This window comes from Stenotrophomonas sp. HMWF003, from assembly GCF_003061285.1.
GTDB lineage: Bacteria > Pseudomonadota > Gammaproteobacteria > Xanthomonadales > Xanthomonadaceae > Stenotrophomonas > Stenotrophomonas maltophilia_AP.
On record NZ_QAIW01000301.1, the window covers coordinates 739 to 13,671 of the forward strand.

Consider the following 12,933-nt stretch of genomic DNA (forward strand, 5'->3'; position numbering starts at 1 on the left):
CCATCTCGCCCGCCGCGGCCATCAGCGCCAGCCGCACGGCGCGGCTGGTGGCATCGCCGGCCGCCCAGCTCTTGCGCGACCCGGTGTTTGGCGCGTGCCGGTAGGTGCGCAGCGCCTGTCCGTCCACCCAGGCCAGCGACACCGCGTTGAGCATGCGCTCGCGGTCCAGGCCAAGCAGGTGCGCGACCACGGCGGTGGAGGCCACCTTGACCAGCACCACGTGGTCCAGCCCGACCCGGTTGAAGGCGTTTTCCAACGCCAGGCAGCCTTGGATCTCATGCGCCTTGACCATCGCCGCGAGCACGTCGCGCATGGTCAATGGCGGCCGCCGCAGCGCTTCGGCGTTGCGGCTGAGCCAGTCGGCCGTGGCCAGGATGCCGCCGAGATTGTCCGACGGATGGCCCCATTCGGCGGCCAGCCAGGTGTCATTGAAGTCCAGCCAGCGGACCATCGCGCCGATATTGAAGGCGGCCTGCACCGGGTCCAGTTCGAAGCGCGTGCCCGGCACGCGCGCGCCATTGACCACGCGGGTGCCAGGCACCAGCGGGCCGAGCAGCTTGCTGCAGGCGGGAAACGCCAGGGCCGCCAGGCCGCAGCCCAGGGTGTCGATCAGGCAGTGGCGCGCGGTGCTGAAGGCCAGCGGCGACTCCACCCGGAAGTCGCGCACGTAGTCCACGATGTCGGTCATGACCGCATCCCACGGCAGTCGCTGGTTGCTGCTGTTGTCGTGACCGGACATCGTGATCTCCTGTTGAACCTACAACGTGTGGGCGGGTACCCGCACCGCACCTTCCATCAGCACGCGGGCACTGCGGCTCATGATGGCCTTGGTGACCGTCCACTGCCCGTCAACGAACGCCGCCTGTGCACCCACCCGCAACGTGCCGGACGGATGCCCGAAGGTCACCGCCTCACGCTCGCCGCCACCGGCGGCCAGGTTGACCAGCGTGCCGGGGATCGCGGCTGCGGTGCCGATGGCGACCGCCGCGGTACCCATCATTGCGTGGTGCAGCTTGCCCATCGACAGCGCGCGCGCGTGCAGGTCGATGGCGCCGGCCGCGATCCGCTTGCCGCTGGAAGATACGTAGTCCTGCGCGGGCGCAACGAAGGCGACTTTGGGCGTGTGCTGGCGGGTGGCGGCCTGGTCGATGCTGTCGATCAGGCCCATGCGCACCGCACCGTGCGCGCGGATCGCCTCGAAGCGGGCCAGTGCGGCCTTGTCCTCGTTGATCGCCGGCTGCAGTTCGGTCCCGGTGTAGCCCAGGTCGGCCGCGTTGAGGAAGATGGTGGGAATGCCGGCAGTGATCATCGTCACCTGGAAGCTGCCCACGCCGGGCACGTCCAGGGTGTCGACCAGGTTACCGGTCGGGAACATCGACCCGCCCTCGCCGTCGCCATCATCGGACGGGTCGAGGAACTCCAGCTGGATCTCCGCCGCCGGGAAGGTCACCCCATCCAGTTCGAAATCGCCGATCTCCTGCACCTGGCCGTCCACGATGGGCACGTGCGCGAGGATGGTCTTGCCGATATTGGCCTGCCAGATCCGCACGGTGCAGGTGCCGTTGTGCGGGATGCGCGCCGGGTCGATGAAGCCGTTGCTGATCGCGAACGGGCCCACCGCCGTGCTGAGGTTGCCGCAGTTGCCGCTCCAGTCGACGAACGCGGTGTCGATGGCGACCTGGCCGTACAGATAATCCACGTCATGACCGGGCACCGACGCGGCGGCGATGATCACGCACTTGCTGGTGCTGGAGGTGGCCCCGCCCATGCCGTCGGTGTGCTTGCCATACGGGTCGGGCGAGCCGATCACGCGCATCAGCAGCGCATCGCGGGCCGGGCCCGGCACCTGCGCCGGCACCGGCAGGTCCTGCAGCCGGAAGAACACGCCCTTGCTGGTGCCGCCACGCAGGTAGGTGGCGTGAATGCGGAGTTGCGGGAGATGGGTCATGACGTTGAGCGCTCTGCCAGGTTGAAGTGAACTCGACCACGCCACGCGGCGCCCATCCGGCAACGGATGTGCATCAGGGCGCGTCCAGAACCAGCGCGTCCAGTCCGCGCCGGGCATTCCAGACGCGGATCACCTGGATCCACGCAGCGTGTTCGATGTAATAGACAAGATGGTCGTCAAAATGACGTATCGGATGGAACCGCAGCGGCATTCCCGTTGTCGCCAACAGATCCGCGTGCCGCGTCGATCCCGCGCCAGGATGCCGTTCGAGCATGGCGACCGTGGCTTCCAGCGCGTCAATGAAGCTCAGTTCGAGCGTCATGCCACCGTGCTGGGCGTACCACGCGGCCGCGTCATCAGCGTCCTGCACCGCCAGCGGATGCCATCGCGCACGCGTCATTTCCCCGCGCGCGCCCTTGCACGTTTCCGCATCTGCTCAAAATGACCGGGTTCAAGGGGCGCCGCCGGTCCGGAGGCAAGTCCGTCGGCGATCAACTGCCGCAGCAGATCCTCCGCCTTGCGCCGCTGGCGTTGCCGAATGAGATCACGCACGTAGTCGGAGGTGCTGGAATACCCTCCTTCGCTGACTTCCTCATCGACGAACTGCTTGAGTGGGTCGGTGAGCGAGATGTTCATGGTGGCCATGAAAGCCCTCTTGGCAATTTTTGCCATCAAAGTGTGCGCCTGCGGCCCCACGGCCGCAAGCGCATGCCGTTCATCCTTCACGCCACCTGCGCAGCTTCCAGGAAGTCCTGGGCGAAGCGCTGCAGCACGCCACCGGCCTCGTAGATGGACACTTCCTCGGCGGTGTCCAGCCGGCAGGTGACCGGCACCCGCAGCTGTTCCCCGTTGCGGCGGTGGATCACCAGGGTGAGCTCGGCGCGCGGCACCCGCTCGCCGATCACATCGAACGTCTCGGTGCCGTCGATGCCCAGCGTCCGGCGGTTCACGCCTTCCTTGAACTCCAGCGGCAGCACGCCCATGCCGATCAGGTTGGTGCGGTGGATGCGCTCGAAGCCTTCGGCGGCAATCGCCTCCACGCCGGCCAGGCGCACGCCCTTGGCGGCCCAGTCGCGCGAGCTGCCCTGGCCGTAGTCGGCACCGGCGATGATGATCAGCGGCTGCTTGCGCGCCATGTAGGTTTCAATGGCCTCCCACATGCGGGTGACCTGCCCTTCCGGCTCCACGCGCGCCAGCGAGCCCTGCTTCACCTGGCCATCGACCACGGCCATTTCGTTGATCAGCTTGGGGTTGGCGAAGGTGGCGCGCTGCGCGGTGAGGTGGTCGCCGCGGTGGGTGGCGTAGGAATTGAAGTCCTCTTCCGGCAGGCCCATCCTGGCCAGGTATTCACCGGCGGCGCTGCTGGCCATGATCGCGTTGGACGGCGACAGGTGGTCGGTGGTGATGTTGTCGCCGAGCACGGCCAGCGGCCGCATGCCACTGAGCGAGCGGGCACCGGCCAGTGCGCCTTCCCAGTACGGCGGGCGGCGGATGTAGGTGCTCTGCGCGCGCCACGCATACAGCGGGCTGATCGGCGCGCCGTGCTCCACCTTGAAGGTGAACATCGGGTCGTAGACCTGGCGGAACTGTTCCGGCTTGACGCAGGCCTTCACCACCGCATCGATCTCGGCGTCGCTGGGCCACAGGTCCTTCAGCGTGATCGGGTTGCCATCGGCATCATGGCCCAGCGCGTCCTTCTCGATATCGAAGCGCACGGTACCGGCGATCGCATAGGCCACCACCAGCGGCGGCGAGGCCAGGAACGCCTGCTTGGCGTACGGATGGATGCGTCCGTCGAAGTTGCGGTTGCCCGACAACACCGCCGTGGCGTACAGGTCGCGGTCGATCACTTCCTGCTGGATTTTCGGGTCCAGCGCGCCGCTCATGCCGTTGCAGGTGGTGCAGGCGAAGGCCACGATGCCAAAGCCCATCTGTTCCAGGTCGCCCAGCAGGCCGGCCTCTTCCAGGTACAGCTGCACGGCCTTGGAACCGGGCGCCAGCGAGCTCTTCACCCACGGCTTGCGGGTCAGGCCGGCGCGGTTGGCGTTGCGCGCCAGCAGCGCGGCGGAAATGACATTGCGGGGGTTGCTGGTGTTGGTGCAGCTGGTGATGGCGGCAATGATCACCGCGCCATCGGGCATCAGCCCCTGTTCCTGTTCCAGCTTGCCCGAGGCCAGCTTGGCTTCGTCGGCGATGCCGCGTGCGGCCAGGTCGCGGGTGGCCACGCGCTTGTGCGGGTTGGACGGGCCGGCCATGTTGCGCACCACGCTGGACAGGTCGAACTGCAGCACGCGCTCGTACTGCACGTTGGCCAGGTCGTCCGACCACAGGCCGGTGGCCTTGGCGTAGGTTTCCACCAGCTGCACCTGGGCTTCCTCGCGGCCGGTCAGGCGCAGGTAGTCCAGGGTCTGCTGGTCGATGGAGAACATCGCCGCGGTGGCGCCGAACTCCGGGGTCATGTTGGAAATGGTGGCGCGGTCGCCGATGGTCAGCGCGGTGGCGCCTTCACCGAAGAACTCGATCCACGCCCCCACCACGCGTTCCTTGCGCAGGTACTCGGTCAGCGCCAGCACGATGTCGGTGCAGGTGATGCCCGGCTGCGGGCGGCCGGTGAGTTCCACGCCGATGATGTCGGGCAGGCGCATCCACGAGGCGCGGCCAAGCATCACGCTTTCGGCTTCCAGCCCGCCCACGCCGATGGCGATCACGCCCAGCGCGTCCACGTGCGGGGTGTGGCTGTCGGTGCCCACGCAGGTATCAGGGAAGGCCACGCCGTCGCGCACCTGCACAACCGGGGACATCTTCTCCAGGTTGATCTGGTGCATGATCCCGTTGCCCGGCGGAATCACGTCGACGTTCTTGAACGCCTTCTTGGTCCAGTTGATGAAGTGGAACCGGTCTTCGTTGCGACGGTCCTCGATGGCGCGGTTCTTCTCGAACGCGGCCTTGTCGAAGCCGGGGAACTCCACCGCCAGCGAGTGATCGACGATCAGCTGGGTCGGTACCACCGGGTTGATCTGGGCCGGGTCGCCACCGGCGTCGGCGATGGCGTCACGCAGGCCGGCCAGGTCCACCAGCGCGGTCTGGCCGAGGATGTCATGGCACACCACGCGCGCGGGGAACCACGGGAAGTCCAGGTCCTGGCGGCGCTCGATCAGCTGCCGCAGCGAGGCCTCGAGGGTCGCCGGGTCGCAGCGGCGCACCAGGTTTTCCGCCAGCACGCGCGAGGTATACGGCAGCGTGGCATAGGCGCCGGGCTGGATCGCATCGACCGCGGCCCGGGTATCGAAATAGTCCAGCGCGGTGCCGGGGAGATTCTTGCGGTACTGAGTATTCATGGCTGGCGATAGCTGCTTGTTGGCGGGCCGGGGCGTCGTGACACCGGCAAAAAGGGAGTGGCGACGCCGCAACGGAGACGGGCTGGCATGGCCAGCCCGCTCCGCGTTGCACCCGTTACCGGGTGCGGGAGGAACACATCACCTGCGCTGGTCGATCGGTACGAAGGCTTGGTCTTCCGGGCCGGTGTAGTTGGCGCTGGGCCGGATGATCTTGCCGTCGATGCGCTGCTCGATGATGTGCGCGCTCCAGCCGGAGGTGCGCGCGATGACGAACAGCGGGGTGAACATCGCCGTCGGCACGCCCATCATGTGGTAGCTGACCGCGCTGAACCAGTCCAGGTTCGGGAACATCTTCTTGATGTCCCACATCACCGTTTCCAGACGCTCGGCAATGTCGAACATCTTCACGTTCTGCTGCTCGGCCGACAGGTCGCGCGCCACTTCCTTGATCACGTTGTTGCGCGGATCGCTCACGGTGTACACCGGGTGGCCGAAGCCGATCACCACTTCCTTGCGCTCGACACGGGCCTTGATGTCGGCCTCGGCGTCGTCCGGGCTGTCGTAGCGCTTCTGCACCTCGAAGGCCACTTCATTGGCGCCGCCGTGCTTGGGACCCCGCAGCGCGCCGATGCCGCCGGTGATGCAGCTGTACATGTCGCTGCCGGTGCCGGCGATGACGCGGCAGGCAAAGGTGGAGGCGTTGAACTCGTGCTCGGCGTACAGGATCAGCGAGGTGTGCATCGCCTTCACCCACGAATCCTGCGGCTTTTCGCCATGCAGCAGGTGCAGGAAGTGGCCGCCGATGGAGTCATCGTCGGTTTCCACGTCGATGGCGCGGCCGTTGTGGCTCCAGTGGTACCAGTACAGCAGCATCGAGCCCAGGCAGGCCATCAGCTTGTCGGCGATGTCGCGCGCGCCCGGATGGTTGTGGTCATCCTTTTCCGGCGACACGCAGCCCAGCACGGACACACCGGTGCGCATCACGTCCATCGGGTGCGCCGACGGCGGCAGTTCTTCCAGCGCGGCCTTGACCGCGGCCGGGATGCCACGCAGCGACTTCAGCTTGGCCTTGTAGGCCACCAGCTCGGCGCGGGTGGGCAGCTTGCCGTGCACCAGCAGGTGGGCGATTTCCTCGAACTCGCTGGTATTGGCCAGGTCCAGGATGTCGTAGCCCCGGTAGTGCAGGTCGTTGCCGCTGCGGCCCACCGTGCACAGCGCGGTGTTGCCCGCGGCGGTGCCCGACAGGGCGACGGACTTCTTCGGCTTGAAGCCGGGGGCGGTGGTTGCTGCTTCGCTCATGATCCCTCCAGAAAACAAGTGGTGCGACGTTACTTCTTGGCGGCGAACAGCGCATCGAGCTGCTGCTCGAAGGCGTGGTAGCCGATACGGTCGTACAGCTCTTCGCGCGTCTGCATCGCATCGACCACATTACGCTGGTGGCCGTCGCGGCGGATGGTCTCATACACGTTCTCGGCGGCCTTGTTGGCGGCGCGGAACGCGGACAGCGGGAACAGCTGGATGGCAACGCCGGCCGAGGCCAGTTCGTCGCGGGTGAACAACGGGGTCTTGCCGAACTCGGTGATGTTGGCCAGCACCGGCACCTTCACCGCGTCGACGAAGCGGCGGTAGGTGGCCAGGTCGTAGGCGGCCTCGGCGAAGATGCCGTCGGCACCGGCCTCGACGCAGGCGATGGCACGTTCGATCGCCGCATCCACGCCGTCCACCTGGATGGCATCGGTGCGCGCGATCAGGAAGAAGTCCGGGTCGGTCTTGGCGTCGGCGGCCGCCTTCACGCGATCGACCATCTCGCCCTGGGTGACGATTTCCTTGCCCGGGCGATGACCGCAGCGCTTGGCACCTACCTGGTCTTCGATATGGCAGGCGGCCGCGCCGGCCTTGATCAGCGACTTCACGGTCCGCGCGATGTTGAACGCGCTGGGGCCGAAGCCGGTGTCGATGTCCACCATCAGCGGCAGGTCGCACACATCGGTGATGCGGCGCACGTCGATCAGCACGTCTTCCAGGGTGTTGATGCCCAGGTCCGGCAGGCCCAGCGAACCGGCGGCGACGCCGCCACCGGACAGGTAAATGGCGCGGTAGCCGGCGCGCTGCGCCAGCAGGGCGTGGTTGGCGTTGATCGCGCCGATCACCTGCAGGGGCGATTCGGCAGCCAGTGCAGCGCGGAAACGGGCGCCAGCGGAAGAAACAGGGGTGCTCATCGGGCAGCATTCCAGGGTGGTTGACGGGAGTGAAGGCGCAAGGGCCGTGCCAAGTGCCAAGTGTCTGATTTGATTGAGACAGTGTGGCAACACACATGTTTCACCTTGCAACATTGAAACACCTGTAACATGGATGGAACTGAAACATTGAAACGCCACCATGTCGATCAGCCTGCCCCGCCACCGTTCCCGCCTGCCCGACCCCGACGGCGGCAACCTGCCGGTGATCTGGACCGTCAGCGTCTCGCGCCTGACCGGGCTGCTGGGCGATGTGATCCCCGAGTTCGACCGCCGCGCCCGGATCGTGCCGATCAACCTGGGCTTCGAGGAAGCGGTGGACGTGATCGGCCAGCGCCTGCGCCGCGAGCACTGCGACGTGGTGATCGCCGGCGGCTCCAACGCGGCGTATCTGCGCAGCCGGCTGGAGGTGCCGCTGGTGCCGATCCAGGCCAACGGCTTCGACCTGATGGAGGCGCTGGCGCGGGCGCGCCGGATCGCGCCCCGGATCGGGCTGGTGACCCACGCCACCGACGTGCCCACCTTCGGCAGCTTCCAGCACAGTTTCGGACTGGACATCGAACACCGCCGCTTCGTGACCCGTGAAGACGCCCGCGACTGCATCGCCGACATGCGCGCCAACGGCATCGAGGTGATCGTCGGCACCGGCATGGCCATCGACCATGCCGAACAGGTGGGCCTGCCCGGCGTGCTGCTGTACTCGGCCGATTCGGTGCGCCAGGCGTTCGAACACGCGCTGGAACTCACCCAGACCCTGGCCCGGGTGGGCGCCCCCTCGCCGCGGCGTCGCCCGCCGGCCCGGCGCCGCGAGGCCGACCACGCGCTGCTCGGCGACAGCACCGCGATGCAGCAGGTCCGCGACCGTATCGCGCTGTACGCCCCGCACGACAGCACGGTGCTGGTCACCGGCGCGACCGGCACCGGCAAGGAGCTGGTGGCCCGGCAACTGCACGGCGCCAGTGGCCGGCGCGGGCGTTTTGTCGCGCTCAACTGCGGGGCCATCAGCGAATCGCTGCTGGAAGCCGAGCTGTTCGGCTACACCGAAGGTGCCTTCACCGGCGCACGACGCGGCGGCCGTGTCGGCCTGGTCGAGGCGTCCGATGGCGGCACCCTGTTCCTGGATGAAATCGGCGAATTGCCACTGCCGTTGCAGACGCGGCTGCTGCGGGTACTGGAGGAACGCGAAGTGCTGCGCGTGGGCGCCACCGAACCCACGCCGGTGGACGTGCGCGTGGTGGCGGCCACGTTGCAGACGCTGGAATCGCTGGTGGAGGCCCAGCGCTTCCGCCGTGACCTTTACTACCGCCTGGCTGCGCTGCGGATCGCGCTGCCGACCCTGCACGAACGCCGCGAGGACGTGCCGCTGCTGCTGAAACACTTCTTCAGCCTGCTGGGCGGCACGCCCTCGCCGCTCGCCGCCCCGGCGCTGCAGCGCCTGTGCGATTACCCGTGGCCGGGCAACGTGCGCGAGCTGCGCAACATGGTCGACCGGTTGCGCATCCACTGGCCGCACGGGCGCGGCGAACTGCCGTTGGCGCAGATGCAGGCCTGGCTGCCGGAGCTGGCGTCCTCGCCCGTCGCCGCGCGCGCCGTGACAGACGCAGCGCCGGACGGCCTGCCCCAGCGCGCGGCCACGCGCCCCGGCAACGACACGCTGCAGCAGCTGCTCGATGCCCACGGCGGCAACCGTGAGCAGGTCGCCCAGGCGCTGGGCGTGTCGCGTACCACGCTGTGGCGCTGGCTGCGCAGCACCGCCGGGTAAGAACGCGGCTTACGCCACCCCGCGCAGGTCCACGGTGGGCCGGTGCGCTGCCGAGCCATCCCAGTCCACCGCCAGCCCCGCTGCGGTGAACGCATCCACGATCCTGCGCCCGACCTGCTCCATGGCAGCGCTGGCACCCTCCGGCCCGGCCCAGAAACCCAGGCTTAGATCGCTGCTGCGCTTGGCGCGGTTGAGGTCCTGCCGGGTGTAGAAGCACAGGCCGAGCAGGCCGGCCTCCATGCCGCCGCGTTCGATGAACTGCTGGGCGGTGTCGGTGAAGCCATCCTCCTGGGTCAGGCCAACGTCCTGCGCGGTGACGATGCCCTGGTCTTCCAGACGGGCGAACACCGCGGTGATCCTGGCGTGGGCGGCGCGCCAGTCGTCGGCCCGCATCTTCTGCGGCGGCCGCGGCTCGGCCTTCACCGGGATGGGGTGGCCGGTCACCGCAGACAGCAGCGCCTGCACCTCCGGCACCATCGCGTTGACGACGATATGGTTGCCACCGCCGTCGTGCACCGCCGGGTTCGCACCGGCGTCGAGCAGCATCTGCACCGGGGCGCACTCCAGGGCGAATTCAGCGGCCAGGTACAACGCGGTCCGCCCGCCGCCACCGTGGTGTTCCAGCGGGCTTCCTGCATCGATGAGCAAACGCAGGACCTGCAGATGCTGAGCCGCCGGGGTGTCATGGGTGGCGCGCGCCGCACATTCCAGCGCAGTGAAGCCGTAGGCGTCTTCCGCGCTGACATCGGCGCCCGCCGCAAGGGCGGCCTGCACTGCCGCCACGTCGGCCGCCAGGGCGGCCGCGCACAGGTCGATGGCAGGCGAAGAAGTGGATGCGGTCGTCATGCAGCAGGTCCTTGCGTGGATGGATTCCTCCGCAAGTATGGAGGCGCCCGCATCGCGGGTGCTGCGCGCCCCCTGTTCACGCCATCGGCGAAGCGCCGCGTCCGGTCCACAGCGCATAACGCCCCGCGCCCAGCACGCACACCCACGCCAGGGCCACGCCCAGTGGCACCTCCGGCAGATACAGGAACCAGCTCAGCCAATCCAACGGTCCCAGGCCGGCCGGGATGCGCCCGATACCGTCGGTGACGGCCGCGACCGCGCAGATCATCATCAGCGCTGCGGCCGACAGGCGCGGCACCACACCGAGCACCAGGGTGGTGCCCAGCACCCATTCCACCATCGCCACTGCAGGGGCGCTGACCGCCGGCCACGGGATACCCGCCTCCACCAGTGTGGCCAGCATGCGATCCCTGCCGTCGTCGGTGAACAGCTTGTTCCATCCCGATACGGCGAACATGGTGCCCGAAGCGATGCGCGACAGCAGTAACAGCAGCGAGGGGGCGATACGGGATTCAGCAGGCAGGACAAAAGGAAACATGGCAGGGCGGTTCCAAGGCAGACATCGTTGTCCGCCCGATCCTAACCGGCGCCTTCCCACCCGGCGCGCCCCGTGCAGTTTGCGATGGACGCGCCCTTACGGGAACAGTAACCGTTTGCTCCACTGACCGTCGTGATCGACCTCATAGCACCAGCGCTCGTGCAGCCGGAACTGCGCGCCATACCAGAACTCGATCCGCTGCGGCACCACGCGCAGCCCGCTCCAGCCCTCCGGGCGAGGCACCTCGCGGTCGGCGAAGCTGGCCTCGGTGGTGGCCACGCGCGCGTCGAACTCCTCGCGCGATGCCAGTGTCTTTGACTGCAGCGACGCCCATGCGCCGATCTGGCTCATGCGCGGCCGCGAGGCGAAGTAGGCATCGGCTTCGGCATCGTCCACCTGCTCGACATGGCCTTCGATCCGCACCTGGATGCCCGCCTCGCGCAGGCTGCGCCACAGAAACAGCAGGGCGGCGCGCGGGTTGCTGCGCAGTTCGCGGCCCTTGTGGCTGTCCAGATGCGTGTAGAACACGAACCCGCGCGCGTCGAAGGCCTTCAGCAGCACGGTGCGTGCCGACGGCTGGCCGCTGGTGTCGGCCGTGGCCACGGTCATCGCATTGGGTTCGATTTCCGCGCTGCGCTTGGCTTCCTCGAACAACGCGGCAAAGGTGGACAACGCTTCGGTATACAGATCGGTCATGGTTGGTTTCTTGCCATTCGATTTGGGTTTATTGTCACCGCATGCCTGCCAACGCGTACATGCCCCGCAACAAAGGATTTCCCGATGCACTGGTCGCCCAGGCACTGGACGATGCGCTGGCAGCAGGTTCGGGGGTACCAGTATTGGCGATCAGCGGGCTGCAGGGCAGCGGCAAATCGACGCTGGCCGCCCAGGTGGTGGCGTTGGCCGAACAGCGCGGGCTGCGCGCCGCCGCCCTGTCCATCGACGATTTCTACCTTACCCGCAGTGACCGCCAACGCCTGGCCCGCCAGGTGCATCCGCTGCTGCTCACCCGGGGCCCGCCGGGCACCCACGACCTGCCGCTGGCCCATGCCACCCTGGACGCCATCGCCGCACGCCAGCCGGTGGCCTTGCCACGGTTCGACAAGCTGGCCGACGAACGCGTGGCACGGGCCGATTGGCCACAGGTGCACGGCCCACTGGACCTGCTGGTGTTCGAAGGCTGGTTCCTGGGCACGCCTGCCCAGCCCGAAGCGGACCTGCAGCCGCCCTTGAACGCCCTGGAGCGCGACGCCGACGCCGACGGACGCTGGCGGCAGTGGTGCAACCAGGCGCTGGCCGCACACTACCCGGCGCTGTGGCAGCGCTGCGACCGCCTCTGGTTCCTGCAGCCGCCCACCTTCGCGGTGGTGCCGCGCTGGCGCTGGCAGCAGGAACAGAACCTGCAGGCCGCCCAACCCGAACGCAGCAGCATGAGCCGCGCCCAGCTGGAGCGCTTCGTGCAGTACTACGAACGGGTGAGCCGGCAGGCGCTGCGCACCCTGCCCGGCCTGGCCGACCGGATCATCGCGCTGGACGAGCAGCGTCAGGTGGTCACGGCACCTGCGTAAGCGGCACCGACGCCGTTCCCGGTCGAACCGACCGGGCGGCCATCGGTTGCCCTCATCCGACCACGAAGGTCACGCGCAGGTTGACCCGCCATTCGGTGATGTTGCCCTCCCCGTCGGTGACCACCTTGGTTTCGTTGATCCATGCGCCCTGGATGCCCTTGACCGTTTCGGACACCTTCTTCAGCCCGCTGCGCACCGCGTCTTCGACGCTGGTCTTGGAGGACGCATTGATCTCGATGATTTTGGCCACTGACATGGGCACGCTCCGGCTGCCTGCGGGACATTCCGCAGCCCCCACCATGGGGGCCGGCGCGTAAAGGCCACGGCACGGAAATGTTAGGATCGGGGGTAATGAACCCTGCTCCGAACCTGATCCTGATTGGCCCGATGGGCGCCGGCAAAACCTGCATCGGGCGCCGCCTGGCCGAGCGCTTCACGCTGGACTTCGTGGACGCCGACCAGGCCATCGTGGACGCCGCCGGGGCCAGCATCCCGGCGATCTTCGAGCACTCCGGCGAGGCCGGCTTCCGCCAGTACGAACGCCAGGCGCTGCAGACCCTGCTGCGCGGGCGCAACCAGCTGGTCTCCACCGGCGGCGGCGCCGTGCTGGACCCCGACAACCGCGCCATCATCGCCGAGCGCGGTTTCGTGGTGTACCTGCGGGTCAGCGTGGCCGGGCAGCTGGAGCGGCTGGCG

General features: G+C 68.0%; 14 protein-coding genes. 3 read left to right on the forward strand and 11 right to left on the reverse strand.

What is annotated here, in order from left to right; genetic code table 11:
• The 7 genes from DBR34_RS22920 to prpB all read right to left on the reverse strand — a co-directional run.
• Positions 1-739, reverse strand: a 739-nt coding sequence (locus DBR34_RS22920) for an MmgE/PrpD family protein (protein WP_258223880.1), incomplete at its 3' end; no start/stop codon positions are given.
• Between the two features lie 18 nt (positions 740-757).
• Positions 758-1,948 carry a 2-methylaconitate cis-trans isomerase PrpF gene (gene prpF, locus DBR34_RS12375; protein WP_128097017.1) on the reverse strand — a complete coding sequence of 397 codons (1,191 nt, stop codon included), beginning with the start codon at positions 1,946-1,948 and terminating at the stop codon, positions 758-760.
• Between the two features lie 73 nt (positions 1,949-2,021).
• Positions 2,022-2,348: a type II toxin-antitoxin system RelE/ParE family toxin gene (locus DBR34_RS12380; protein ID WP_128097018.1), complete on the reverse strand. Its 327-nt coding sequence runs from the start codon at positions 2,346-2,348 to the stop codon at positions 2,022-2,024.
• Positions 2,345-2,593, reverse strand: coding sequence for a type II toxin-antitoxin system ParD family antitoxin (locus tag DBR34_RS12385; protein ID WP_070425705.1), 249 nt, complete (start codon positions 2,591-2,593; stop codon positions 2,345-2,347). The genes DBR34_RS12380 and DBR34_RS12385 overlap by 4 nt, the downstream gene beginning before the upstream one ends.
• Before the next feature lie 77 nt (positions 2,594-2,670).
• The gene (gene acnD / locus DBR34_RS12390) at positions 2,671-5,286 is read right to left on the reverse strand and encodes a Fe/S-dependent 2-methylisocitrate dehydratase AcnD (RefSeq protein ID WP_128097019.1); all 2,616 of its coding nucleotides are present in this window, start codon (positions 5,284-5,286) and stop codon (positions 2,671-2,673) included.
• A 138-nt stretch (positions 5,287-5,424) separates the two neighbouring features.
• Positions 5,425-6,585, reverse strand: coding sequence for a 2-methylcitrate synthase (gene prpC, locus DBR34_RS12395; RefSeq protein ID WP_128097020.1), 1,161 nt, complete (start codon positions 6,583-6,585; stop codon positions 5,425-5,427).
• A gap of 29 nt (positions 6,586-6,614) precedes the next feature.
• A complete protein-coding gene (gene prpB, locus DBR34_RS12400; protein ID WP_038686907.1) occupies positions 6,615-7,505 on the reverse strand; it encodes a methylisocitrate lyase in 891 nt (296 codons plus the stop codon).
• Between the two features lie 160 nt (positions 7,506-7,665).
• Between prpB and prpR the strand changes: the two genes are divergently transcribed.
• Positions 7,666-9,285: a propionate catabolism operon regulatory protein PrpR gene (prpR, locus tag DBR34_RS12405; RefSeq protein ID WP_128097021.1), complete on the forward strand. Its 1,620-nt coding sequence runs from the start codon at positions 7,666-7,668 to the stop codon at positions 9,283-9,285.
• Positions 9,286-9,294: 9 nt separating this feature from the next.
• On the opposite strand, the gene DBR34_RS12410 is transcribed toward prpR, so the two are convergent.
• The 3 genes from DBR34_RS12410 to pdxH all read right to left on the reverse strand — a co-directional run bounded on the left by DBR34_RS12410 (position 9,295) and on the right by pdxH (position 11,365).
• Positions 9,295-10,131: an ankyrin repeat domain-containing protein gene (locus tag DBR34_RS12410; RefSeq protein ID WP_128097022.1), complete on the reverse strand. Its 837-nt coding sequence runs from the start codon at positions 10,129-10,131 to the stop codon at positions 9,295-9,297.
• A 76-nt stretch (positions 10,132-10,207) separates the two neighbouring features.
• Positions 10,208-10,669 carry a DoxX family protein gene (locus tag DBR34_RS12415; protein WP_128097023.1) on the reverse strand — a complete coding sequence of 154 codons (462 nt, stop codon included), beginning with the start codon at positions 10,667-10,669 and terminating at the stop codon, positions 10,208-10,210.
• Between the two features lie 96 nt (positions 10,670-10,765).
• Positions 10,766-11,365: a pyridoxamine 5'-phosphate oxidase gene (gene pdxH, locus DBR34_RS12420; protein ID WP_128097024.1), complete on the reverse strand. Its 600-nt coding sequence runs from the start codon at positions 11,363-11,365 to the stop codon at positions 10,766-10,768.
• A gap of 41 nt (positions 11,366-11,406) precedes the next feature.
• On the opposite strand from pdxH, the gene DBR34_RS12425 reads away from it, so the two are divergent.
• Complete coding sequence (locus DBR34_RS12425; protein WP_128097025.1) at positions 11,407-12,237, forward strand: kinase; 831 nt, start codon at positions 11,407-11,409, stop codon at positions 12,235-12,237.
• A 52-nt stretch (positions 12,238-12,289) separates the two neighbouring features.
• On the opposite strand, the gene DBR34_RS12430 is transcribed toward DBR34_RS12425, so the two are convergent.
• Positions 12,290-12,493, reverse strand: a complete 204-nt coding sequence (locus DBR34_RS12430) for a dodecin family protein (RefSeq protein ID WP_038686896.1) — start codon at positions 12,491-12,493, stop codon at positions 12,290-12,292.
• A gap of 95 nt (positions 12,494-12,588) precedes the next feature.
• Here DBR34_RS12430 and DBR34_RS12435 point away from each other — a divergent pair.
• Positions 12,589-12,933 (forward strand): shikimate kinase (locus DBR34_RS12435; protein ID WP_146186832.1); only part of this gene is annotated, 345 nt, incomplete at its 3' end.